This is a genomic window from Streptomyces sp. NPDC020681 (assembly GCF_044334895.1).
GTDB lineage: Bacteria > Actinomycetota > Actinomycetes > Streptomycetales > Streptomycetaceae > Streptomyces.
The window spans coordinates 196,610-218,521 of sequence record NZ_JBIRTX010000014.1; the positions used below are offsets into that span (position 1 = coordinate 196,610).

The window sequence follows — 21,912 nt, forward strand, 5'->3', positions numbered from 1 at the left end:
CCCAAGTATCGGCGTGATCCGCCTGCGCAGGGGTGGGTCGCTGTCTTGGAGTTCCTTGAGAGTCATGGCCGAGCCACGCCACGGATCGCGTCGACGGCCGATTCTGGAGCCCGGCCCGGGGGAGACGGATCGAGAGGGGCAGGAATCGTGGCGGCATTGGCACGGTGGTGCTACCGGCATCGGCTGGTGGTCCTGGTGCTGTGGGTGGGTGCGCTCTTCGGCCTGGGGGCGGCCGGCAGCGCGGCAGGCACCAACTACTCGAACAGCTTCAGCCTTCCGAACACCGACTCCACACACGCGTACGACCTGATGGTCAAGGCGCTCCCGGAGCGCTCGGGCGACACCGACACCGTGGTGTGGCGGGTCTCCGAAGGGTCCGTACGCGATGCGGCGGTACGGGAGCGGATCGAGCCCGCGCTCAAGGAGATCGCGGGCATGAAAGGCGTCGGCGAGGTCGTCGGCCCGTACGCACCGGCGGGTGCGGCACAGATCAGCGAGGACGGCCGGACCGCCTACGCGCAGGTCACCTTCGCCGAGCAGGCCAACGCCGTGCCGAAGGAACTGGTCGAGGACGTCGTCGACACCGCGCAGGACGCCCGGGCCGACGGCCTGCAGGTGGAGCTCGGCGGACAGGCCATCACCCGCATCCAGGAACCGCCGACCGGCACCGCCGAACTCGTCGGCATCGCGGCCGCGGCGGTCGTGCTCTTCCTGGCCTTCGGCTCGGTCTTCGCGATGGTGCTGCCGCTGGTGATCGCCATCTTCGGCGTGGGCACCGGAATGCTGTCGACCACGCTGCTCAGCCATGCCACCGACGTGCCCGAAGTGGCCCCGCTGCTCGGCTCGCTGATCGGTCTCGGCGTCGGCATCGACTACGCGCTGTTCATCGTCACGCGCCATCGCAAGGGCATTCTGCGCGGCCTGGAGCCGGAGGAGTCGGCGGTCACCGCGCTCAACACCTCCGGGCGCGCGGTGCTGTTCGCGGGCGGCACGGTGTGCATCGCGCTCGCCGGGATGCTCGTGATGAACATGCGCTTCCTCGACGGCGTGGTCATCGCCACCTCGCTCACCGTCGTCCTGAGCGTGCTGGCGGCGATCACGCTGCTGCCGGCGCTGCTCGGCGTCCTGGGCAAGCGGGTGCTGAGCAGGCGCCAGCGGCGTCGGCTCGCCGCCGACGGGCCGGAGTCCGCCGAGGCCGCGGGCGCGGCCGCCCGCTGGTCCGCCACCGTGCAGAAGCGGCCCAAGTCCATTGCCGTGGTCGCTCTCGTGGTGATGGCGGCGCTGGCGATCCCGGTGCTGTCCCTGCGGCTCGGCGCGACCGACCAGGGCAACCACAAGGAGGACACCACCACCCGGCAGGCGTACGACCTGCTCGCCGAAGGCTTCGGGCCCGGCTTCAACGGGCCGCTCCAACTGGTCGCCGAGAACGCCGAACCGGCGGCCGTCGAGGAACTGGTGCGGCAGGTCCGCGCCACCGACGGCGTCGCACAGGCGGCCGCGCTGCCGCTGCCGCCGGACTCCGGGATCACCGTGATCCAGGTCGTGCCGACGACCTCACCGCAGTCCGAGGCGACGGACCGGCTGATCGACGTCCTGCGCGACGACGTGATCCCCGAATCCGGCCAGACCGTGCATGTCGGTGGAGTCACCGCCATCTTCAAGGACTTCGCGGAGGTGACCGGCGACCGGCTGCCGCTCTTCATCGGGACGATCATCGCGCTCGGATTCCTGCTGCTGCTGATCGCGTTCAGGTCGCTGGTGGTGCCGCTGACCGCCGCCTTGATGAATCTGATCGCGGCCGCAGCCTCCTTCGGCGTGCTGGTGGCGATCTTCCAGTGGGGCTGGGGCGCGGAGGCACTGGGCCTCGGCAAGGAGGGCCCGATCACGGCGTTCCTGCCGGTCATCATGTTGTCGCTGCTCTTCGGGCTCTCGATGGACTACCAGGTCTTCCTGGTGAGCCGGATGCACGAGGAATGGGTGCACACGAAGGACAACGCGCGGGCCGTACGGGTCGGGCTCGCCGAGACCAGCCGGGTCATCAACTGCGCCGCCCTGATCATGATCTGCGTCTTCAGCGCGTTTGTGCTCAGCGGCGACATGGAGGGCGCGATGGCGGGCATCGGCCTGGCGGCGGCGGTGGCGCTGGACGCGTTCATCCTGCGTACGGCGCTGGTGCCGGCGGCCATGCATCTGCTGGGGAAGTCCAACTGGTGGCTGCCCGCGGGTCTGGAGAAGCGGCTGCCGCATCTGGCGGTGGAGCCGCGGGAGGAGGCGCCCGCACCAGTCGTTGCCGCGGACATGCCGGTGCAGCGGACCCAGCCGGCTGCTCGTGTGCCCGGCGGATCCGTGGTCCACGGCTTCGTCCGTACGCAGCAGGGCGAGCCGGTCGCGGACGCGATCCTCACGCTGGTCTCACCGGACGGCCGTCAGGTCGACCGGGTCGAGTCGCTGGCCGACGGTTCGTACATCCTGTCCGCGCCGGCGGGCGGGGCGTATCTGCTCGCCGCGTCGGCCGGAGTCCACGAGCCCTGGGCCCGGCACATCGTGATCGGCGGTGATCCGCTGGTGCACGACGTGGTGCTGTCGGATCTGGGAGTCAGCCGCTGAGCGATCCCGTCCTGCGACGAACACCTCGGCTCCGGCCGGGGTGTTCCGCTATTTCTTGCGGGCGACGGTCTCCGCCATTCCCGGCAGGAAGTCCGTGAAAAGCTCGTGCACTTCGCGTACGAGTGGCCGCAGCACCCGGAACCGGGAAAGCGCAACACCGCGCGTGGTGAGGCGGGCGCCGCGTTCGGCCAGCCCTCTGGTGCGCTCACGGCCCTCCGAGCGGTCGAAGACCCAGTACAGGACCAGTCCCATCTGCGACAGCCACATCAACTCGGGCAGAACGTCGGCGAGTTCGTCGGCGACCTTGGCCTTGGAACCGGCCAGCACCTCCCGGTGGATGGAGAGGGCCGCCTCGCGGGCGTGTTCCGACTCGGGCGAGAACGGGCTGAGCGGGCTCTGAGGGTCGGCGGCGTTCTTGAAGAACTGGGCGGCGAACTCGTGGTACGGCTCGGCGATCTCCAGCCAGGACGTCAGCACCCCGGCGAGCCGGATCTCCAGGTCCGTCTCCTGGTCGAGGATGGGCCGGACCGCCGCCTGGTGCTCGGCGCCGATCCGGTCGTAGAAGCCCTGGACGAGGTGTTCCTTGGAGGAGAAGTAGTAGTACGCGTTCCCTACCGAGACCCCGGCCTCCTGGGCGATGGCCCGCATGGTCGTCTTGTCGTAACCGCGCTCCTGGAAGAGCCGGAGCGCGGTTTCGAGGATGAGCGTGCGGGTCTGCTCGCTCTTCGGGGCCTTCGCTTCAGTCACGGTGTCCGAGCCTAACCGGGCTGACCGGATACCTCGCACCGCCCGCCGCACGCAGGCGCGGTGACCTCGCGGTACTTGGCGGCGGCGAGCACCGTCACCCGGGCGAAGGGCGCGCCGGCCGGGGTGGCCAGCCAGTTGGCCCGGGGCCGGTGTTCGGCCAGCGCCCACAGACACACGATCCAGGCGGAGGTGCCGCGGTAGATCTGTCCGGCGTCGCCGATCACGGTGATCTCGGAGAGCGTCCCCTGATGGTCGAGACCGGGGAAGCGGCGCCTGGCCTCCTCGGACGCCGCCGGGACCAGATCGAGCGGCACGAGCTGGTGCTGCCGCTGGAGCCAGTGCCGCAGATGGACGCAGAGCGAGCACTGCGCGTCGTACAGCACGGTCAGCCGCTTCACGGGTACGCCCATGTCCGGATCACGCCCCGGTGGCGGGCGCTGCCCAGGGCCCGCCCTTGCCGGCGGTCCCGGTCCAGCCCTGCGGCGGCACCGGGGGAACCTGCTCGCGCTCCATCATGCCGCGCCGGCGGATCTTGTTGAGGACATAGACGTTGCCGAGGTGCATGACACCGAGGACGAGCAGGACGACGCCGATCTTCACCGAGAGCGCCTCGAAGAGGCCGCGGGCGTTCTCGACGGCGTCGGCGGCCTTGAGGTAGAGGGCGACGAAGCCGAGGTTGACCAGGTAGAAGCCGACCACCAGAAGGTGGTTGACGGCGTCGGCGAGCTTTTCGTTCCCCTGCAGCACATCGGCGAGGAAGATCCGGCCGTTGCGGCTGAGCGTGCGCGCGACCCAGACGGTGAGCGCGACGCTGATCAGCAGGTAGACGACATAGGCCACGACAGTGAGGTCCATCCCCCACCCTCCCTTGAACGTGTTCAAAAGCTGGTGTCATGGACTGTAGACCTTCTTTTGAACATGTTCAAGCAAGAAGCCGCCTACGGCCGGCGGATCCGCGGAGCGCCCGTCACGGACATCACGAGGGAGTACAGCGTCGTCGTCGCCGTGATGAACAGGCGGTTGTTCTTGGGGCCGCCGAAGGCGATGTTGGAGACGGCTTCGGGGACATCGATCCGGCCGATGAGGGTGCCGTCAGGGTCGTAGCAGTGCACGCCGCCGTTCATGGCCGCCGCCCACAGCCGGCCCTCGTCGTCGAAGCGGATGTTGTCGAAACGGCTGACGCTGTCCGCCGCTTCGGCGAAGACCTTGCCGTCCGAGAGGGTTCCGTCCGCGCGGACGTCGAAGACGCGGATCTGGCCGGCGCGGGTGTCGGAGACGTACAACTGCCGCTCGTCGAGCGAGAAGACCAAGCCGTTCGGCCCGCCGAAACCGTCCGCGGCGAGGCGGACCTCGCCGGTCGCCGGGTCGGCGCGGTAGACATTGCACGCGCCGATCTCACTCTCCGCGCGGAAGCCCTCGTAGTCGCTCGTGATGCCGAAGTCCGGGTCGGAGAACCAGACCGAGCCGTCGGACCGTACGGCAGCGTCGTTCGGGCTGTTGAGGCGCTTGCCGTCGAAACGGTCGGCGAGGACTGTGAGCGTGCCGTCGTGCTCGGTGCGGGTGACGCGGCGGTTGCCCTGCTCGCAGCTGATGAGGCGGCCCTCGCGGTCGAGGGTGTTGCCGTTGCTGTGGCCCGCCGGTGAGCGGAAGACGCCGATCGTGCCGGTCGTCTCGTCCCAGCGCAGCATGCGGTCGTTGGGGATGTCGCTCCAGATCAACTGCCGCCAGGCGGGCAGATAGACGGGTCCTTCGGCCCAGCGGCAGTCCTCGTGGAGCCTCTCCAGCCGTTCGTCTCCGTTGGCGCATCGTCCGGCGCGAAAGCGGTCGTCCAGGATCTCGTATATCGAAGGGCTGGCGATGCGAGACATGGTCAGGTACTCCAGTCATTGAACCGAATGAGCTTCTGAGGAGTACGAGTATGACAGAATGAGATATGGTCGCAAGCGTGGATGGCATTGATCGTGAACTCGTGGCCCTGCTCCAGCAGGACGCCGCCCAGCCCTACGCGGCGCTCGGCAAGGCGGTCGGTCTCTCGGCCGGGGCCGCGCACGAACGGGTGCGGAAACTGCGCGAGCGCGGCGTCATCCGCCGTACGACGGTGGAGGTGGACCCGAAGGCGCTCGGACAGGCCGTGCTGGCCTTCGTGATGGTCGAATCGTCGGCCTGGATGGGCGAGTCGGGCGCCGCGTTCGCCGCGATTCCGGAGATCCAGGAAGCGCACATCATCGCCGGCAGCGCGTCCGTGCTGGTGAAGGTGCGGACCTCGACGACCGAACAACTCCAGGACGTGCTGCGGCGGCTGTACGCCATCGAGGGCGTCAGCGGCACACAGGCCACGGTGTCGCTGGAGACCTTCTTCGAGCGGCAGGTCTCGCCGAAGGGCGCGTGACCGGCCGCGCCGGCCGGACGCGTCCGCCTCGGCGCTGCGAGGATCGCAGCTCCCTGGACGCACCGCGGCCCGCCACGGCGTGCATCATCGCCTGGCGGGCCGTCTTCAGTGAACGGGCGCTACATGCTGCTGAGCGACCGCGCGTAGTTGATCTGTCCCATGACCTGCTGGAACGTCTGAGGGCCATGCGCCGGGATCATCGTCGAGTGATGCTTGCCGCCGCTGGTCACCGTGACCTGGATGAAGCCCGTGGTCTTCTTCTCCTTCATCAGGAGGAAGAGCAGACCCAGCAGGCAGAAGATGAAGAAGACGATCGCCAGCACGATGGCGTGCGTCGGGATCTTCTCCTCGGTGTGCGACATGTCCGTGGCATTCCACACCGAACCCCGCAGAGGCAGCGTGCCCGCGGGTGTCACGATCGAGTCGCCCATGACCGTGATGTCGCCGATCGTCACCAGCGGCGCGCCGCCCATCCCCGCCGGTGCGCCGGCCGGCACGGGGAGAGCTGCCTGCGTCGGCTGGTAGGCGGGGTTGTCCTGCGGATAGCCGTACCCGGGCGTGGCGTTGGGGTAGCCGTACGCGGGCGTGCTGCCCGGTGGCTGGGTGGGCCCCCACTGGTACTCGGGCCCTTCGTTCCCCGCGTACGGATTCGGCTCGCTCATGGTCTCGTCCCCGCTTTCAAACTGCTCATGTCAGACGTCCTCCGATCCTGCCAGGTATCGGCACGGTCGGTGAACCCCGTACCGAAGCTGGTTCCGAAGCTGATACGGAGAAAGTCCCGCCTCCCAACTGGGGGAGGCGGGACCCTTCTTCGGTTTCTCTGCCGCTGGCCAGGCGAAATCAGAAGCGACGCGTGATCAGCGCGCGCTTCACTTCCTGGATCGCCTTCGTCACCTCGATGCCACGCGGGCATGCGTCCGTGCAGTTGAACGTGGTGCGGCAACGCCACACGCCGTCCTTGTCGTTGAGGATCTCAAGACGCTGCTCACCGGCCTCGTCACGCGAGTCGAAGATGAAGCGGTGCGCGTTGACGATCGCCGCCGGGCCGAAGTACTGCCCGTCGTTCCAGAACACCGGGCACGACGACGTGCACGCCGCGCACAGAATGCACTTGGTCGTGTCGTCGAAGCGCTCGCGGTCCTCCGCGGTCTGCAGACGCTCACGCGTCGGCTCGTTCCCGGACGTGATCAGGAACGGCATCACATCGCGGTACGCCTGGAAGAACGGCTCCATGTCCACGACCAGGTCCTTGAGGACCGTCAGGCCCTTTATGGCCTCGACCGTGATCGGCTTATCCGGGTTGAGATCCTTGATCAGCGTCTTGCAGGCGAGCCTGTTCTTGCCGTTGATCCGCATCGCGTCGGAGCCGCAGATGCCGTGGGCGCACGAGCGCCGGAAGGTGAGCGAGCCGTCGACGTCCCACTTGATCTTGTGGAGACCGTCGAGCACACGCTCCTTCGGGTCGATCTCGATCTGGAAGTCCTGCCACTGGGCCTCGTCGGAGACCTCGGGGTTGAAGCGGCGGATCCGGAAGGTGACCGTGATGTACGGCGAGGCGGCAGCCTCCGCCTCGACCTTGTCCAGAGTCGGGGTAGCCATCAGTACTTACGCTCCATCGGCTGGTAGCGGGTCTGGACGACCGGCTTGTAGTCGAGCCTGATCGACTCGGTGCCGTCGTCGCCCACCTCGCGGTACGCCATGGTGTGGCGCATGAAGTTGACGTCGTCGCGGTTCGGGTAGTCCTCGCGGTAGTGACCGCCGCGCGACTCCTTGCGGGCCAGCGCCGATACGGCCATGACCTCGGCCAGATCGAGCAGGTTGCCCAGCTCGACGGCTTCCAGCAGGTCCGTGTTGAAACGCTTGCCTTTGTCCTGGATGGACACGTTCTTGTAGCGGGCGCGCAGTTCGCCGATCTTCTCGACCGCGGTCTTGATCGTCTGCTCGGTGCGGAACACCATGACGTTCGCGTCCATGGTCTCCTGCAGCTCGCGGCGGATGTCCGCGACCCGCTCCTTGCCCGTCGAGTTGCGCAGCCGCTCGACCTGCTCCTGCACGAGGGAGGCCGGGTTCTCGGGCAGCTCGACGTAGTCGGCCTTCGTCGAGTACTCGGCGGCGGCGATGCCGGAGCGGCGTCCGAAGACGTTGATGTCCAGCAGCGAGTTGGTGCCCAGACGGTTCGCACCGTGCACCGAGACGCAGGCCACCTCACCGGCGGCGTACAGACCAGGCACGACGGTGGTGTTGTCCAGAAGGACCTCACCCTGGACGTTGGTCGGGATGCCGCCCATGGCGTAGTGCGCGGTCGGCTGGATCGGGATCGGGTCCGTGTAGGGCTCGATGCCGAGGTACGTACGCGCGAACTCGGTGATGTCCGGGAGCTTGGCGTCCAACTGCTCCGGCGGCAGGTGGGTGAGGTCCAGATAGACGTGGTCGCCCTCGGGACCGCAGCCGCGCCCTTCTCGGATCTCTGTATAGATGGACCGCGAAACGACGTCCCGAGAAGCCAGGTCCTTCATGACAGGCGCGTACTTCTCCATGAAGCGCTCGCCGTCCTTGTTGCGGAGGATGCCGCCCTCACCGCGGGCGCCCTCCGTCAGCAGGATGCCCATGCGCCAGATGCCCGTCGGGTGGAACTGGAAGAACTCCATGTCCTCCAGCGGCAGTCCGCGCCGGTAGCAGGCGGCCTGGCCGTCACCGGTCAGCGTGTGCGCGTTGGAGGTCACCTTGAAGAACTTGCCGGTGCCGCCGGACGCGTAGATCACGGCCTTAGCCTGGAAGACATGGATCTCGCCGGTGGCCAGCTCGTACGCGACCACGCCGGCGGACCTCTTGACGCCGTCGACCTCGGTGATCAGCTGGTCCAGGACGTAGAACTCGTTGAAGAACTCCACGCCCTCCTTCACGCAGTTCTGGTACAGCGTCTGGAGGATCATGTGGCCGGTGCGGTCCGCGGCGTAGCAGGACCGGCGGACCGGGGCCTCGCCGTGGTTGCGCGAGTGGCCGCCGAAGCGGCGCTGGTCGATGGTGCCGTCCGGGGTGCGGTTGAACGGCAGGCCCATCTTCTCCAGGTCGAGGACCGCGTCGATGGCCTCCTTCGCCAGGATCTCGGCGGCGTCCTGGTCGACCAGGTAGTCACCGCCCTTGACCGTGTCGAAGGTGTGCCACTCCCAGTTGTCCTCCTCCACGTTGGCCAGCGCCGCGGCCATGCCGCCCTGCGCGGCGCCCGTGTGGGAGCGGGTCGGGTAGAGCTTCGTCAGCACGGCGGTGCGGCTGCGCTTCGTCGCCTCGATGGCGGCGCGCATGCCGGCGCCGCCGGCGCCGACGATGACGGTGTCGTACTTGTGAATCTTCATGGGAAAACCTCAGCCCCGTGCCTAGCGGATGTTCGGGTCGAAGGTGAAGATCACCAGCGTGCCCAGAAGGATGGTGAACACCGTGGCGGTGTACAGCAGGCCCTTGAGCCACAGCCGCGTGTTGGCGCGCTCCGCGTAGTCATTGATGACGGTACGCAGGCCGTTGGCGCCGTGCAGCATGGCCAGCCAGAGCATCAGCAGATCCCAGGTCTGCCAGAACGGGGACGCCCAGCGGCCGGCCACGAAGGCGAAGCCGATCTTGGAGACGCCGCCGTCGAGCACCAGCTGGATCAGCAGGTGGCCGATGACGAGGACGACGAGGACGACGCCGGAGAGGCGCATGAAGAGCCACGCGGCCATCTCGAAGTTGCCGCGTGTCGACTTGGGGGTCTTGCCGGTGCGCTTGCGAGGGGCCTCGATGTACGGTGCCGGGTTGTCCACGTCGTAGAGGGAAGCGCCCTCGACGGGACCGATCGTGGAAGAGGTGTCAGCAACTGTTTTGTTTGAAGACATGGTCTCGCGTCAGCTCCCGAACAGTTCACGAACGGCGTGGCCGAGCACCGGGTACAGGGCGCCCACCATCAGCACGATCCAGATGCCCATCACTGTCCAGAGCATCTGCTTCTGGTAGCGCGGGCCCTTGGACCAGAAGTCCACGGCGATGACACGCAGGCCGTTGAGCGCATGGAAGAGAATCGCGGCCACCAGGCCGTATTCGAGCAGCGCGACGATCGGCGTCTTGTACGTGGCAACGACATCGTCGTACGTCTCTGGCGAGACGCGGACGAGAGCGGTGTCGAGCACGTGTACGAACAGGAAGAAGAAAATGAGGACGCCGGTGACTCGATGAGCCACCCAGGACCACATTCCTTCCCGGCCGCGGTACAGCGTTCCAGCCGGCACGGAAGAACCCTCCGGGAGCGGGGATTGGGGCCTGCCGGCTTGTGGGTGTCGGTCTGGCCCGGCCGGGTACGGTCCACCGGCCCTGGCCATCGTAGCGACGAGTTGTCGGTTCGCTCGCCCGGGGTCCACAGGTGTGATCAAACAGGCAATCAAACAGCCTCGGACGGGCTATCGGGAAGCCCCCGCGACGTCTGATTCCGGATGGTTGGCCACTACATGCGCCAGTCGCGAGCGGGCGAGGCCGCGCAATTGCTCGGCGGAGACCGCCCGCTCCTCGTCCGGTTCGTGCGCGAGGCGGGTGCGGATGCCGGCCAGCACCTGGTCGAGGTACTCCTCGGGCCTGAAGCCGTCGAGGGAGATCACAAAGGCATGGCCGAAGCGGCTCTCGTACGCGGCGTGGGCGGCGCCCAGCGCGGTGTGCGCGGCAGCGGGGGCACCGGGGTGCAGACCGGTGGAGGACTCGTGGGCGAGGGCCTCGGCGATATCGCCGGGCGCGAGGTCGTAGCCGGCCTCGTCGGCGGCGGCGAGCAGGGCGTCGAGGTCGGGGTAGGGGCGGTGGTCGGCCATGCGCTGGGCCCAGCGGAGGCTGCGGCAGCAGGCGAGCAGCGTGGCGACGGCCAGGTCTTCGGCGACGGTGTTGAAGCGGTCCAGGCCGGGCGCGCCCCTGCGCTGAGCAGGGAGCGAGGACGGTATCGCCGGGTGAGCGTGTGACCCGGGAGTGTGGTGGAGTGTCGGCGGTCGCTTCGGGAGGCCGGCGTGGGAATCGCGGGACCCGGTGTGGGATTCGCGGGACAGCGTGGGCTCCTCGAACAGGACAGCGGGGCCGCTGGGGAGGGAGGGTTGGATGGGTCACAACGCTATCGAGGTGTGCGAGCAGTTGTCCGACGGATGCGCGACTTTCACCCGGAAGGGAGAGTTTCGGTTCATGTGATGGACGATGTTGGGGGTGCTTCGCCGTAGTAACGCCATATATGGGAGGTATCCGAGTGATACGCCACTCTGGGCGGCGCCGTACTCGCGCCCGCTTCACCTGCGTGATCGTCGCCACAGCAGCGGCACTGTCGACGACGCTGGCCGGCTGTTCGAACGGAGAACCCGAGGCGCGCGACACGCCGGACGCGGCGGGCAGCCCCAGTGCCACCAAGGCGGCCGCGGCCCCATCGCCGTCCCGGACGTATCCACTCTCCACCGCGCCCGCGACCATCCCTTCCGTACGCGCCTTCGAGCCGGCCCGTGGCCCGGGCTGGCGGCCCGCGTCAACCACCGGGGTCGTCGTCGCGGACGAGGCTCTCGCGGACGAGGGCCGGCTCATAGCAGGCGAGCTCAAGATCGGCTACCGCGGCACGGTGGCCGCACGCGCCGGTGATGTCGAGCTGGCACTCGCGGGCGACGGCGCGGCGGAGTCGTACAACGTTGTCACGAAGGGCGGCCGGGTCAGGATCACCGGCCCCGGCGAGGCCGGCGTCTTCTACGGAACGCGCACGCTCAAGCAGGCGGTGAAGTCCGGCGGCGCGATGCCGGAAGGCGTCGTACGGGACGGTCCGGACCGGGCGCAGCGCGGACTGATGGTCGACATCGCGCGCAAGCACTTCACGGCCGGCTGGATCGAGGCGCGGCTGCGGGAGATGGCCGACATCAAGCTCAACCAGCTGGGGCTGCACTTCTCCGACGACCAGGGCTTCCGGATCGAATCGGAATCGCATCCCGAGGTGGTCTCGCAGCAGCGGCTGACCAAGGCCGAAGTCAGGCGGATCGTTTCGCTTGCCGCGTCGCTGCACATCACTGTGATCCCGGAGATCGACTCACCGGGCCACCTCGGCGCGGTGCTCGCGGCGCATCCGCAACTCCAGCTGCGGGACACGGCGGGCCGTGCGGTGCGCGGCGCGATCGACATCGGAAAGCCGGAGTCGTCGCGGATCGTGGACGACCTGCTGCGCGAGTACGCGGAGCTGTTCCCCGGCGCGTACTGGCATCTGGGCGGCGACGAGTACCAGGCGCTGACCCGCTCCAGCCCGGAGGCGTCCTTCCCGGCCCTGGCGGCCCTGGCCCGCCAGGAGTACGGCCCGCGCGGCCGGATACAGGACCTGGCGACGGCCTGGCTCAACGACCGCGCGGCGGTGGTCCGCTCGCTCGGCCGCACTCCCAAGGCCTGGAACGACGGCTTCTTCCGCGGCGGCGTGGTCGCGGCGGACAAGGACATCCAGGTCGAGTACTGGACGGGCAAGGAGATCGGCGCGCGGCCGCCGGTGGAGTATCTGAGCGCGGGCCGCAAGGTGATCAACGTCAACGACGAGTACATGTACTACGTGCTCGGCGAGCCGAACGAGTTCGTCTATCCGACGGGCCGCCGGATCTACGAACAGTGGACCCCGCTGGTCCTGCGCGGCACCTCGCCGGTCCCGGCGAGGTACTCGGACCAGATCCTGGGCGGCCGCTTCGCCATCTGGTGCGACCTGGCCAACTCCCAGACCCAGGACCAGATCGCACGCGGCATCCGGATGCCGCTGTACGCGACGGCCCAGAAGCTGTGGGACCCGAAGAAGCCGGCGCGGAGCTGGCAGAGCTTCGTGCAACTGGCGGGACAGCTGGGCTGAGCAGGGGTTCCTGGTGGACGGCGTGACCGTCCGCGGCATATCGTCCGCGGGCGGCGGCCGCGCGCTGTCGGCCGCGTTTCAGTGACGCCTCTGGGGAGGGGTGTCGTCCACCCGTTTTCACCCGTGGGGGGTCGGCTCAGCCGTGCTCTGTTCCGAATGCAGGACGAACAACGCCACGACCGGCGAAGGGCTCTGCGACACCTGCGCCGTCGCCCGGGCCAACACCGCGTTGCCGCACCTGAAGCCCGTGGCGGAGCCCGCGGCTCGGCTGCGCTCGCCGGTCGGGCTCTCGAAGGCCGTTGTCGCGCTGCTCTCCTTCGTCATCGCGATCGATGTCTTCCAGGTGGTCGCCTCGGTCCATCTGAGCAGCCTGATGGACCAGCTGCGGAGCGACGGTGTCGAGCGCCTCGGCGATGCGGACACGGAGCTGTCCGACGTACTGATGGACGCCGTGGGTGGGCTGGAGTTCGTCGCGTTCGTGGCGACGGTGGTCGTCTTCATCGTCTGGTTCCACCGCGTCCGGTCCAACGCCGACGTTCTCGCGCCCGACCTGCAGCGGCGCGGACGCGGCTGGGCGATCGGCGGCTGGTTCATCCCGTTCGGCAATCTCTACATCCCGCGCGGGATCGCCGTCGACGTCTGGGCGGCGAGCCGCCCGGACCCGTACGCGGCGAAGTCCCAGCAGCCGCACACCGTCATCAACTTCTGGTGGGCGGCATGGCTCGTCTCGCAAGTCGTCGACGCTGTCGCCGGCAGCCAGTACGAAGGGGCCGAGACGCTCGACGGACTCAAGGCGGCTGCGGTTGCGCTCATCGTCGACGGCTTCGTCGACATCGCTGCGGCGGCGCTCGCGATCGTCGTCGTACGCCGGCTGACGCGTATGCAGCAGAGCAGGGCGATGGGCGGCGTACAGGAAGGTGCTCAGCAGATCGCGGTGTGAGCCCACCCGGGGGTGCGCGGGCTCACACCGCGGTGGTCCGGAGCAACGGCCGTCCCCAACAGGGCGCTCCACGGGCCGAGTTCCGGGTGCGCAGAATGTAACAGAGCTGTGGCGTAAATGTGTGCGAGTGGCGCGGAATTGATGTCGCGGTGCACGGGAACGGACAGCTCCGCACAACCATGGCGGCCGCACCGCCCCAGGGGGTACTTTGCGCCAAGCGGTCCGAGGCCCTCGCCGAGGAGCTTTCGCCCGATCCCTGGAAGAACCGGGTTTCCGGCTCGTGGGAGTGACGGAATCGAGCCACGGGACGCAGAAAGAGGAAGTACAGCGTCCGCAATGGGAGGCGTCCGGTGGCATCGAAGAGCCTGAGGGAACTGATCGCACAGGCGGATGAACGAGGCCTGGCGGCGAGCGGGCTCGCGTGCCTGGACCGCTGTCTGCCGCTGCTGGCTTCCGAGGCCGACGCGCTGCGTCCGCTCTGGGCCGGGCTTGTGGACGGCGAAGGCGACTGGTCCGTACGCCTCGCCGCGGCCAGAGAGGCGATGGAGAGCACCGACGCCGAGGACGAAGCCGCCGCTCTCGTACGTCAGATGCTCGGCGCCGCACCCTCGGAGTGGGTCGCGGACCTGCTGCGCGAGTGGGCGGACGACTGTTCCGTGGCCGCGCTCGAACTCCACTACCGCTTCGACTCCGGCCACGGCGACGGTGAGCCGGCGGCAGCCGATGTCGTCGAGGTGCTCAAGAGCTGCCGCGAGGGCGAGCCGGACGGTGCCGGCCCGCTGGTCGCCGGTGAACTGCGGCGGCAGATCCAGGTCCTGGAGATCCTGGCGGAGGGCGAGGGCGGCGTCGGGCTGCGGCAGGCGCTGGATGTCTCGACGGAGGGGCAGCGGGTGCTGCGCGCGGTGGTCTCGCGCAGGGCGCGCGTCAAGCGCTGACGCTTTGGGCTCGGGCGGCCCGGCCACCCTCGGTGCCCCCGGCGCCGAGGGGTGAGGTGTGGTGAGCCCCTGCGCAAAGAGGGCTCGATGACCGCGTCGGCCGTACTGGCGCCCTTCTTGGCCCACTTCATGACTCTTCCGCGCTGATCGGAGGGTTGTCCGCTCGATGGCCCGGTTCTTCGGCGGCGTGTTATACCTTCGCGCGCTTCCGGAGGGACGGCCGGCGCCCTTCGTGAACACTCCGGGGGCGCCTCGTGACGCCGTTCCTCGTACGACACTTGGAGGAATGTGTGACGGGACGACAGCTGTCCTCTTCTCGATTCACCCTCGGCCGCGGCGGTATGGCCACCGTGGCCGCCCTCGCACTTGCCGCCGGGACCGTGCCCCTGCTCGCGCCCGCGGCGCTGGCAGGCGCGAAGGACGACCCGGCCGGACTCACCATCGCCGCGCCCGACCGCTACGCGCCGGTCCAGGACACGCTGTACGTGGCCGGTGACACCGGCTACCTCCACCGCCGCGAGACGAGCGACGGCTCGGCCGGCCCGTACCAGTGGCGCGGTTACGACGGCACCGAGCGGACCGTCGACAACTTCAACGGCACGCTTCCCGGCCAGTACGGCCACTACGCGGCCGGCACCGACATCCTGCCGGTGCCGAACAGCGCAAGCGGAGCGGTGCAGCTCCGCGACCCGGCGACCGGCGAGTCGACCGAACTCACCCTGCCGGACGGGCAGTACACCGCCGCATCCTTCGGCAGGACCGTGCTCACGATCTCGTACAACGAGGTGTGGCAGGTCGACAAGTTGCACATCCTTCAGGTGCGCGACGGCGTGACCAGCGACGTCGCGGTGGAGGCGCCGTCGGGCCTGCGCTTCGACAAGCAACCCGTGCTGGCCGGTGACGGCCGCTCCGTGCTCGTGCGGTTCACCCATGCCTACGCGATCGGCCTGCTCGACCTCGAGACCGGCGGCCTCACCGAGATCGCCGCGCATGTCCCGATCGACGAATCGTTCCGCCTCCAGGCGGCGCTCTCGCCGACGCATATCGCCTGGTACCAGCAGGACGCGAGCCAGGCCCGGGTGGTGCGACGCGACGATCCCACTGGGGCCCAGACGGCACTGAGTCTGCCTGCCCCGCCGGAGGGCACCGCCGCCGTCGGGCTGGCCGGTGACTGGCTGCTCACCACGTCCCAGGCCCCGGAGGCGGGGCTCGGCGGACCGCTGTACGCCACTCCGCTCGCCGGCGGCCCGGTACGCACCCTGCTTGCCGCGGCTCAGCCGGGCCTCGCGCAGATCCCCGGCGGCGGAGCGATCGCGGTCGGCGGCAGCGCGTCCGGTGACTGGGCGGTGCGCCGCGTCGAGACCGCCGCGGACGGTACGCCGACGCTCCGCACGCTCGCCGAGGTGCCGGCCAGGCCGGCCGTCGTGCGCGGTATCTCGCTGTCCGGCGGCCACCTGGTCACGAAGGAGATCGACAGCGCGGCCAACCCCTCGTACCAGACCCGGAAGGTGAAGCTGAACCCGACGCCGGAGGCCGGCCCGCGCACGGAACTCACCACGGCCCCGCTGGGCGACGCCTACGGCCAGCCGGTCGGCACCGGGGACGGCGGCCTGCTCCACGTCCGCCATGACGCGGCCACGCAACGCGATGTGCTCGTACGGACGGAGGCGTCCGGCGCGAGCACCGAGATGACGCCGTTCGACCGCCCGACGCCGGAGACCTCCGGGCTCGGGCTCCGTGACGCGGCCGGCCGGTACGCGGTCTACGGCGGCGGCTCGCAGCGCCTGGTCATCGACCTCGACGCACCCGGCGGCGGCGCGGTCGTCCAGGAGCTGAACCAGCCCGCGGCCTCCGTCTGGGACGGCAAGTTGTGGACCACGGACGGCACCTGGGGGCAGATCGAGTCCCGCGACCTCGCGACCGGGACCGTCACTCCGCTCTCTGTCGGCGCGGACTGCCAGATCAAGGACATACAGACCGTCGGGCGGTACGTGTACTGGGACTGCCTGCTCCCGGACAGCACCGGTGACCCCGCCGCGTATCCCTTCGGCGTCCACGACCTGGTCACCGGCGCGAACATCAGCCTGCCGGTGCGCGGTGAACTCGGGAACGGGTTTGTCGTCGGCCACGACAAGGCCGCGGGCAAGCTGAGGCTGAGTGACTTCCGCACCGGTACGGCCACGGCGCCGATCGTCCTCGCGGACCTGCCCGCCGTGTCGATGTGGAAGAACTACGACGTGGACAAGTTCAGCGGCAACGTGGCCTGGCTGGACTCCGACGGGACCGCACATGTGGTCCCGGGCAAGGTCGCCTCAGAGTGATGAGTAGCGGCCGGGGCCCTGCGGAAGGGTCCCGGCCGCTGTCGTCGTAGCAGGCCCGTGCCGGGCAACTCGTACAGTGAGTGACTGTACGAGCGCGAAGGGTGGACGGTACGGGTAACTGACTGTGACCATGGGTGACTTGGCAGGGTTGATCGTGAACGACCCGGGGGTCACCGGCATGACAGAAGTAACCGAGTCCGAACCGTCCGACAGTCTCAAGACCTTTGGTGCCGCGCTCCAGGCGTTCCGGGAGCACGCGAGGCTCACGCAGGAGGCGCTGGCACCGCAGATGCAGTACTCGGCGCACTACCTGGCCTCCATCGAGCAGGGCAGACGGTTCCCGTCGCACGAGTTCATCGAGCGGGCGGAGACGGCGCTGGACGCCCGCGGCGTGCTGCGCAAGGCGGCGCGGCAGCTGTCGCGGAAGCAGGGGCTGGCGGCGTGGTTTGTGCAGTGGGCAGGGCTTGAGACGCATGCGATCAGCCTCGACACGTATGAATCCCGGCTGATTCCAGGGCTGTTGCAGACGGAGGCGTACGCGCGAGTGCTGTTCCGGGGCCAGTTGCCGCCGTTGAGTGACGAGCAGATCGACGCGCAGCTCGCGGCGAGGCTGGAGCGTCAACGGCTGTTGCGGGAGCGGCCGAACACCGCGTTCAGCTTCATCCTGGAAGAGCATCTGTTTCTGCGGCGTACGGGCGGGGTGGAGGTGACGCGGGAGCTCACCGAGCATGTCCTGGAGGTGATGGAGCTGCGGAATGTCGAGATTCAGGTCATGCCGCTGGAGCGGGAGGAGCATGCAGGGCTGGGCGGGCCGATCTGGTCGCTGGAGACGCCGGAACATCAGTGGTTCGGGTACTGCGAGGGGCAGCGCGGCGGTCTGTTCGTCGCTGATCCGAAAGAGATCAGTGTGCTCCACATGCGCTATGCGAAACTGCGTTCGCAGGCTCTCACTCCGGAGGATTCCCGGGGTCTGCTGATGCGACTGCGAGGAGCGCTATGAGCGGCAACGACGAACTGGCCTGGTTCAAGAGCAGCTACAGCAGCGGCGATGGTGACGACTGCGTCGAAGTCGCCCTCTCCTGGCACAAGTCCAGTTACAGCGGCGGCGATGGTGACGACTGCGTCGAGGTCGCGGCCTGCCCGGACACCGTCCACGTCCGCGACTCCAAGGTCCAGCACGGCCCTCAGCTCTCCCTCGGCCCCGCCGCCTGGGCATCCTTCGTCTCCTTCGCGGCCAGCTAAGAACGCGACGGCTCAAGGCTGCTTGAGCGTGCCGGTGACGCGGAGCGCGTTCTCGGTGTTGAGGCCGAGGCGGGCTGCCCAGGCGAGGGCGTCGTCGAGCGAGGAGTCTTCGTCGGCCAGTCGGGCGGCGGTGACGGTGGATGGCACCGTGCCTTCGTTCAGCAGAGTGGTCCACTGGCCTCCGGTGAGGGAGAGATAGCGGAGGCCCGTCAGTTCGGCCAGGACGGTCGGGTCTGGGACGTCGGCTCCGGAGAGGTCGAGGCCGTGCAGGTGCGGGACGGTGCGCAGCGGAGCGAGGTCCGTCGGCGCGGTGGTGGTCAGGTCGAGCGAGGCGAGGTGGCGGTGGCCTGCGAGCGCGGTCAGATTGCCGTCGTCGAGCGTGATGCGCAGAGATTCGACGGGCAGTTCGCGCACCGGCGTCAGGTCGGCCGTGGTGGAGCGGTTGAGGTGCAGTCGGCGGAGGTTGGGGGCCGCGGTGAGCGGGGCGAGGTCGACGAGGGCGGTGGCGTCGTTGATGTGGATTGCCTGGATGGTGGACGGGACCTCGTCGGGGATGTCGCCGATGATCTGCTGCGGGGCGTGGGCGCGGGCGGGTTCCAGCAGGGAGATGTATTCGCCGCGTATCTCGTATGCGCCTTGGTCCAGCAGTTCCAGGTAGTGGCCGAGGAGTGAGGTGACCGACTCGGCGACGTAGGAGGGCCCGTCGTGGTAGTCGCGGCCGGTGCGGATGATCTGGCCGGGGCGGCCGTCCTGGGCCGGGTCGGTGTCGACCGCCAGATAGTTGCCGTCCTCGCTGGTGGCGAAGCGCACCCAGCCGCGGTGGCCTCCGCAGCGGCGGACGGTATTGGCGGGGGTGGTGTCGAAGACGACGGAGTCCCATTCCAAGTCCCAGCCGAACCAAGGCCGTTCACTGGCCCACTCGGTGCGCTCGGCGACGAGGCTCTCCAGCGACAGCCACGTGTTGCCCCGGAAGAGGCCGCGGGTCTCGTAGCCCAGGCCGTCGCCGTCGGCGATCGCGTACAGCGCCCGCAGGTCGGCGGGCAGGCGGCGGCCGAGGCGGCGTTCGGCTGCGTCGATCGCGGCGGCGGTGGCGGGCGGGGGCAGTTCGTCGGGCTGCCCAAGGATCGTGGCACGCCGCTCGAGGTAGGCGCGGAAGCGGGTTACGGCCAGCTCGGAGTCGCCTGCCGGTGCGGCGGTGCAGGGCTCTTGGTGCAAGCCGGGCTGGGGCAACTGGTAGTCGGGGTCCAGGACCACTTGGAAGCCGCCGCCCGTACCGGTCACGCGGGTGACGGCGTCGTGGAAGGCGACGAGCCGGTACTCGCCGGACGGCCGGCACCGGATCTCGAGGCTGACGGATTCCCAGCCGCGGTCTTCGCGGAGTGTCAACGCCAGTGCCATGAGTTCCACGTAGGGGTTGGGCACACCGTCGTTCCAGCGGCCCCTCCGCGGGGTGTAGCCGCCGGTCACCGAGGTACCGCCAGGCCCTGCCTTGCTGTGCAGTACTGCGTCCGTCCAGCCGCTCGGGGCGTTCGCGACGATCGCCTCGACTATCGGTCGTACCGCCTGCTCCACCATGCACTTCTCCTGTGTTCGGAGTTGGGGGATCCGTATTTCCGTCGGACGGCGCAGCGGTTATACATGAGTGCCGCGTCGCGACACACGCGATCGGACAAAGCGGACAATGCGCCTCGTGTAGGCCGTCGCATTCCGGTGGCTCGAACTCCGGTGTGACAACGAACACTCCCGCATCGCGTGATGTTCTGCGCCCGCCCGCCGCTGGGTCATACATGGATACGGACTTTGGAGTGCTGCCGCGTGCTGCCGACATGCGCCCGTACGTCGCCGGGGTCGTCGACCGTCTGTCGCAGCGCAGCCGGCTGCCGTTCGACTACTCCGTGGCCAGCCTGCGGCTCGTGGACTTCATGGTGGACGGCGTGCGGCGCGGCCGTCCGGAGCGCGGGCAGGTCGCCGGGCTGCTTCAAGGGCTGGGGGCCTACGCCGGCGAGGTGATCGTGCGGCGGGCGGGGGCCCGATGGGTGGACTTCGGGAATGAGGAGCGGGAGTTGTTCGGGCAGCCGGTGGGGATCCGGATGCCCGACGGGCGGCAGTGGAATCCGCTCGGGAAGGTCGTCAACCGGTTCGAGCTCGGCGGACCCGAGGAGTCCGTGAGCCGCCTCTATCTGCTGCTGCACGGACGCGCGCGCAGGGCCGACGAGCCGGGCCTGAAAGTCGCCTGCGGACGGTGACCTCTCCGTCGTGGTGACGTTTCTTCGTCTTCGTACGCAGAGATGTAAGGGGCGTCGACCGCCGCGGCGTGTGCGCGGGAGGTGATGCGGAGTTCGTACGGAAAGGGAAGTGTGGGGTCGTACGACGCGGAGCTCGGGGCCGCTGTCGAGCGGGCGCAGCAGGGCGACGAGGACGCCTTCGCGATCGCTTACCGGCTGGTGCAGCCGGGTCTGATCGGCTATGTCCGAGGGCTCGTCGGCGACGAGGCCGAGGACGTGGCAGCCGAGGCGTGGCTGGAGATCGCCCGTGATCTGGGCCGGTTCCGGGGCGACGGGGCGGGGTTCCGGGGCTGGACGGCGACGATTGCCCGCCACCGCGCCCTGGATCATCTGCGCAAGCAGAAGCGGCGTCCGCGGACCTCGCTGCTGGACCAGGACGTACTGGAACTTGCGGGCGGGCACGACACGGCCGGAGCGGCGCTGGAGTCGCTCTCGACGGAGGCGGCCCTCGAGCTGATCGGCAGACTGCCGCGCGAGCAGTCGGAAGCCGTGCTGCTGCGGGTGGTCGTCGGGCTCGACGGGCCGGCCGCCGCACGGGTGCTGGGGAAGCGCCCTGGAGCCGTGCGCACCGCGGCTCACCGGGGACTGAAAGGACTCGCGGAGCTACTGGCAACACCGCACGCCAAAGGATGAATTCATGAAACCCGAACGGGAAGACCCGCACACAGCCGAACTCGACGCGCTGCTCGGGGCGGCGCGCCGCCACGGCGCGCTCGATCCGGCCGCTGAGGAGCGGGCTCTCCTGGCGTTCCGCGCGGCGCGTGCGGAGGGCGTGCGCGCGGTGCGGTGGCGGCGCAGCCGGGACGACTGGCGGCCGGCCGGTGCCCGCCGCCGGGCGCGGGCCCTCAAAGCCCTGGTGACGGGTGTGGTGGCGATCACAGGGCTGGGCGGGGTCGCGGTCGCGGCCGGGGACGGTCCGATTCCTTTCCCGTTCGTGGACGCCTCGGAGCCGAAGCCGGTACCGAGCGCGCCCGCGGAGCCCGGTCCCGGGCAGAGCGAGGAGCGTGGGCGCGGCGCACCTGAGGAATCGGTGCGGCCCGTCCCGACGTCCGGAGCCCCGTCTCAGCCTCCGGGCACGACGCGGGACACAGCGGCCCACTGCCGGGTGTACCTGGACGCCGTTTCGCGACGGGGAAAGGCGCCGCGGGGCGAGGCGATGGCCGAACTCGAGGCGGCCGCGGGCGGCCCGCAGGAGGTACGGGACTACTGCGAGCGGCAGTTGGCGGCCGAGCAGGAGGAAACCGGGCAGAGCCCGGTGGACGGGAAGCCCTCGGATGTGGAGTCCGCCGAAGTGGAGCCCCCCGAGGCGGAGTCCGGGGAGAAAGCTGCCGAAAAGGGGCAAGGGGCCGACAGTCGGTCCCGCTGACCGGCCGTCCGGACGCCGCGACTGTTACGCGTGCGAAACCCGTGACGCCTGCGAAACCTGTGAGGTGGAAGGACGACCGGGGCCGCCACCCCCCACAGGAGAGGCCCCGGTCGTCGTCCTACGGGGCGGCAGGGCCGCCCCGTACTTCTCTCAGCGCCGAGCGTGCGTTTTCTGTCACACCGCGCTCGGTCAGCAAATTGTTGCAGGTTGTACAAGGCATGGACGTGGCC

General features: G+C 69.2%; 22 protein-coding genes. 11 read left to right on the forward strand and 11 right to left on the reverse strand.

Annotation, left to right across the window (positions count from 1 at the left end; all coding sequences use genetic code 11):
• The first annotated feature begins 156 nt into the window (after positions 1-156).
• Positions 157-2,607: an MMPL family transporter gene (locus ACH4YL_RS29050; protein WP_398510451.1), complete on the forward strand. Its 2,451-nt coding sequence runs from the start codon at positions 157-159 to the stop codon at positions 2,605-2,607.
• A 48-nt stretch (positions 2,608-2,655) separates the two neighbouring features.
• Here the strand turns inward: ACH4YL_RS29050 and ACH4YL_RS29055 are convergent, their stop codons facing one another.
• The 4 genes from ACH4YL_RS29055 to ACH4YL_RS29070 form a co-directional block, all read right to left on the reverse strand.
• Positions 2,656-3,354, reverse strand: a complete 699-nt coding sequence (locus ACH4YL_RS29055) for a TetR family transcriptional regulator (protein ID WP_398510399.1) — start codon at positions 3,352-3,354, stop codon at positions 2,656-2,658.
• Positions 3,355-3,365: 11 nt separating this feature from the next.
• A complete protein-coding gene (locus tag ACH4YL_RS29060) occupies positions 3,366-3,764 on the reverse strand; it encodes a thiol-disulfide oxidoreductase DCC family protein (protein WP_398510400.1) in 399 nt (132 codons plus the stop codon).
• Positions 3,765-3,771: 7 nt separating this feature from the next.
• On the reverse strand, positions 3,772-4,209 hold the full coding sequence (locus tag ACH4YL_RS29065; RefSeq protein WP_398510401.1) for a hypothetical protein: 438 nt from the start codon (positions 4,207-4,209) through the stop codon (positions 3,772-3,774).
• Between the two features lie 83 nt (positions 4,210-4,292).
• Complete coding sequence (locus ACH4YL_RS29070) at positions 4,293-5,222, reverse strand: SMP-30/gluconolactonase/LRE family protein (protein ID WP_398510402.1); 930 nt, start codon at positions 5,220-5,222, stop codon at positions 4,293-4,295.
• A 77-nt stretch (positions 5,223-5,299) separates the two neighbouring features.
• Here ACH4YL_RS29070 and ACH4YL_RS29075 point away from each other — a divergent pair, with 77 nt between their 5' ends.
• Positions 5,300-5,743 carry an Lrp/AsnC family transcriptional regulator gene (locus ACH4YL_RS29075; RefSeq protein ID WP_398510403.1) on the forward strand — a complete coding sequence of 148 codons (444 nt, stop codon included), beginning with the start codon at positions 5,300-5,302 and terminating at the stop codon, positions 5,741-5,743.
• 119 nt (positions 5,744-5,862) lie between these two features.
• Here ACH4YL_RS29075 and ACH4YL_RS29080 read toward each other — a convergent pair whose 3' ends face one another.
• The 6 genes from ACH4YL_RS29080 to ACH4YL_RS29105 all read right to left on the reverse strand — a co-directional run bounded on the left by ACH4YL_RS29080 (position 5,863) and on the right by ACH4YL_RS29105 (position 10,692).
• The gene (locus tag ACH4YL_RS29080) at positions 5,863-6,405 is read right to left on the reverse strand and encodes a hypothetical protein (protein ID WP_398510404.1); all 543 of its coding nucleotides are present in this window, start codon (positions 6,403-6,405) and stop codon (positions 5,863-5,865) included.
• Between the two features lie 178 nt (positions 6,406-6,583).
• Positions 6,584-7,342 (reverse strand): succinate dehydrogenase iron-sulfur subunit, encoded by a 759-nt coding sequence (locus ACH4YL_RS29085; protein ID WP_398510405.1) that lies wholly within the window; start codon positions 7,340-7,342, stop codon positions 6,584-6,586.
• Positions 7,342-9,096 (reverse strand): succinate dehydrogenase flavoprotein subunit, encoded by a 1,755-nt coding sequence (gene sdhA, locus ACH4YL_RS29090; RefSeq protein WP_398510406.1) that lies wholly within the window; start codon positions 9,094-9,096, stop codon positions 7,342-7,344. The genes ACH4YL_RS29085 and sdhA overlap by 1 nt, the downstream gene beginning before the upstream one ends.
• A 21-nt stretch (positions 9,097-9,117) precedes the next feature.
• Complete coding sequence (locus ACH4YL_RS29095) at positions 9,118-9,609, reverse strand: succinate dehydrogenase hydrophobic membrane anchor subunit (RefSeq protein ID WP_398510407.1); 492 nt, start codon at positions 9,607-9,609, stop codon at positions 9,118-9,120.
• A 9-nt stretch (positions 9,610-9,618) separates the two neighbouring features.
• Complete coding sequence (gene sdhC, locus ACH4YL_RS29100; RefSeq protein ID WP_398510408.1) at positions 9,619-9,999, reverse strand: succinate dehydrogenase, cytochrome b556 subunit; 381 nt, start codon at positions 9,997-9,999, stop codon at positions 9,619-9,621.
• A gap of 168 nt (positions 10,000-10,167) precedes the next feature.
• On the reverse strand, positions 10,168-10,692 hold the full coding sequence (locus tag ACH4YL_RS29105; RefSeq protein WP_398510452.1) for a 2-oxo-4-hydroxy-4-carboxy-5-ureidoimidazoline decarboxylase: 525 nt from the start codon (positions 10,690-10,692) through the stop codon (positions 10,168-10,170).
• 293 nt (positions 10,693-10,985) lie between these two features.
• Between ACH4YL_RS29105 and ACH4YL_RS29110 the strand changes: the two genes are divergently transcribed.
• The 6 genes from ACH4YL_RS29110 to ACH4YL_RS29135 all read left to right on the forward strand — a co-directional run bounded on the left by ACH4YL_RS29110 (position 10,986) and on the right by ACH4YL_RS29135 (position 18,031).
• Entirely contained in the window at positions 10,986-12,593 is a 1,608-nt protein-coding gene (locus ACH4YL_RS29110) for a glycoside hydrolase family 20 protein (protein ID WP_398510409.1), read from the forward strand.
• Between the two features lie 142 nt (positions 12,594-12,735).
• Positions 12,736-13,533: a DUF4328 domain-containing protein gene (locus tag ACH4YL_RS29115; RefSeq protein ID WP_398510410.1), complete on the forward strand. Its 798-nt coding sequence runs from the start codon at positions 12,736-12,738 to the stop codon at positions 13,531-13,533.
• A 350-nt stretch (positions 13,534-13,883) separates the two neighbouring features.
• Positions 13,884-14,468 carry a hypothetical protein gene (locus ACH4YL_RS29120; protein WP_398510411.1) on the forward strand — a complete coding sequence of 195 codons (585 nt, stop codon included), beginning with the start codon at positions 13,884-13,886 and terminating at the stop codon, positions 14,466-14,468.
• Positions 14,469-14,758: 290 nt separating this feature from the next.
• Positions 14,759-16,789 (forward strand): hypothetical protein, encoded by a 2,031-nt coding sequence (locus ACH4YL_RS29125; RefSeq protein WP_398510412.1) that lies wholly within the window; start codon positions 14,759-14,761, stop codon positions 16,787-16,789.
• 178 nt (positions 16,790-16,967) lie between these two features.
• Entirely contained in the window at positions 16,968-17,789 is an 822-nt protein-coding gene (locus tag ACH4YL_RS29130) for a Scr1 family TA system antitoxin-like transcriptional regulator (protein WP_398510413.1), read from the forward strand.
• Positions 17,786-18,031 carry a DUF397 domain-containing protein gene (locus ACH4YL_RS29135; RefSeq protein ID WP_398510414.1) on the forward strand — a complete coding sequence of 82 codons (246 nt, stop codon included), beginning with the start codon at positions 17,786-17,788 and terminating at the stop codon, positions 18,029-18,031. The genes ACH4YL_RS29130 and ACH4YL_RS29135 overlap by 4 nt, the downstream gene beginning before the upstream one ends.
• A 12-nt stretch (positions 18,032-18,043) precedes the next feature.
• On the opposite strand, the gene ACH4YL_RS29140 is transcribed toward ACH4YL_RS29135, so the two are convergent.
• Positions 18,044-19,606 (reverse strand): SMI1/KNR4 family protein, encoded by a 1,563-nt coding sequence (locus ACH4YL_RS29140; RefSeq protein WP_398510415.1) that lies wholly within the window; start codon positions 19,604-19,606, stop codon positions 18,044-18,046.
• 212 nt (positions 19,607-19,818) lie between these two features.
• Between ACH4YL_RS29140 and ACH4YL_RS29145 the strand changes: the two genes are divergently transcribed.
• The 3 genes from ACH4YL_RS29145 (at position 19,819) to ACH4YL_RS29155 (ending at position 21,682) form a co-directional block, all read left to right on the forward strand.
• Entirely contained in the window at positions 19,819-20,277 is a 459-nt protein-coding gene (locus ACH4YL_RS29145) for a hypothetical protein (protein WP_398510416.1), read from the forward strand.
• 84 nt (positions 20,278-20,361) lie between these two features.
• Positions 20,362-20,949 carry an RNA polymerase sigma factor gene (locus ACH4YL_RS29150; protein WP_398510417.1) on the forward strand — a complete coding sequence of 196 codons (588 nt, stop codon included), beginning with the start codon at positions 20,362-20,364 and terminating at the stop codon, positions 20,947-20,949.
• Between the two features lie 4 nt (positions 20,950-20,953).
• The gene (locus ACH4YL_RS29155; protein ID WP_398510418.1) at positions 20,954-21,682 is read left to right on the forward strand and encodes a hypothetical protein; all 729 of its coding nucleotides are present in this window, start codon (positions 20,954-20,956) and stop codon (positions 21,680-21,682) included.
• The last annotated feature ends 230 nt before the right edge of the window (positions 21,683-21,912 follow it).

Excerpts from the sequence above, each read along its gene's own strand:
- ACH4YL_RS29095 (WP_398510407.1), bottom strand. The coding sequence starts at position 9,609 with ATGTCTTCAAACAAAACAGTTGCTGACACCTCTTCCACGATCGGTCCC.
- ACH4YL_RS29130 (WP_398510413.1), top strand. The coding sequence starts at position 16,968 with ATGACAGAAGTAACCGAGTCCGAACCGTCCGACAGTCTCAAGACCTTT.
- ACH4YL_RS29080 (WP_398510404.1), bottom strand. The coding sequence starts at position 6,405 with ATGAGCGAGCCGAATCCGTACGCGGGGAACGAAGGGCCCGAGTACCAG.
- ACH4YL_RS29150 (WP_398510417.1), top strand. The coding sequence starts at position 20,362 with ATGCGGAGTTCGTACGGAAAGGGAAGTGTGGGGTCGTACGACGCGGAG.
- sdhA (WP_398510406.1), bottom strand. The coding sequence starts at position 9,096 with ATGAAGATTCACAAGTACGACACCGTCATCGTCGGCGCCGGCGGCGCC.
- ACH4YL_RS29155 (WP_398510418.1), top strand. The coding sequence starts at position 20,954 with ATGAAACCCGAACGGGAAGACCCGCACACAGCCGAACTCGACGCGCTG.
- ACH4YL_RS29140 (WP_398510415.1), bottom strand. The coding sequence starts at position 19,606 with ATGGTGGAGCAGGCGGTACGACCGATAGTCGAGGCGATCGTCGCGAAC.
- ACH4YL_RS29135 (WP_398510414.1), top strand. The coding sequence starts at position 17,786 with ATGAGCGGCAACGACGAACTGGCCTGGTTCAAGAGCAGCTACAGCAGC.
- ACH4YL_RS29060 (WP_398510400.1), bottom strand. The coding sequence starts at position 3,764 with ATGGGCGTACCCGTGAAGCGGCTGACCGTGCTGTACGACGCGCAGTGC.
- ACH4YL_RS29145 (WP_398510416.1), top strand. The coding sequence starts at position 19,819 with ATGGATACGGACTTTGGAGTGCTGCCGCGTGCTGCCGACATGCGCCCG.
- ACH4YL_RS29065 (WP_398510401.1), bottom strand. The coding sequence starts at position 4,209 with ATGGACCTCACTGTCGTGGCCTATGTCGTCTACCTGCTGATCAGCGTC.
- ACH4YL_RS29070 (WP_398510402.1), bottom strand. The coding sequence starts at position 5,222 with ATGTCTCGCATCGCCAGCCCTTCGATATACGAGATCCTGGACGACCGC.
- ACH4YL_RS29085 (WP_398510405.1), bottom strand. The coding sequence starts at position 7,342 with ATGGCTACCCCGACTCTGGACAAGGTCGAGGCGGAGGCTGCCGCCTCG.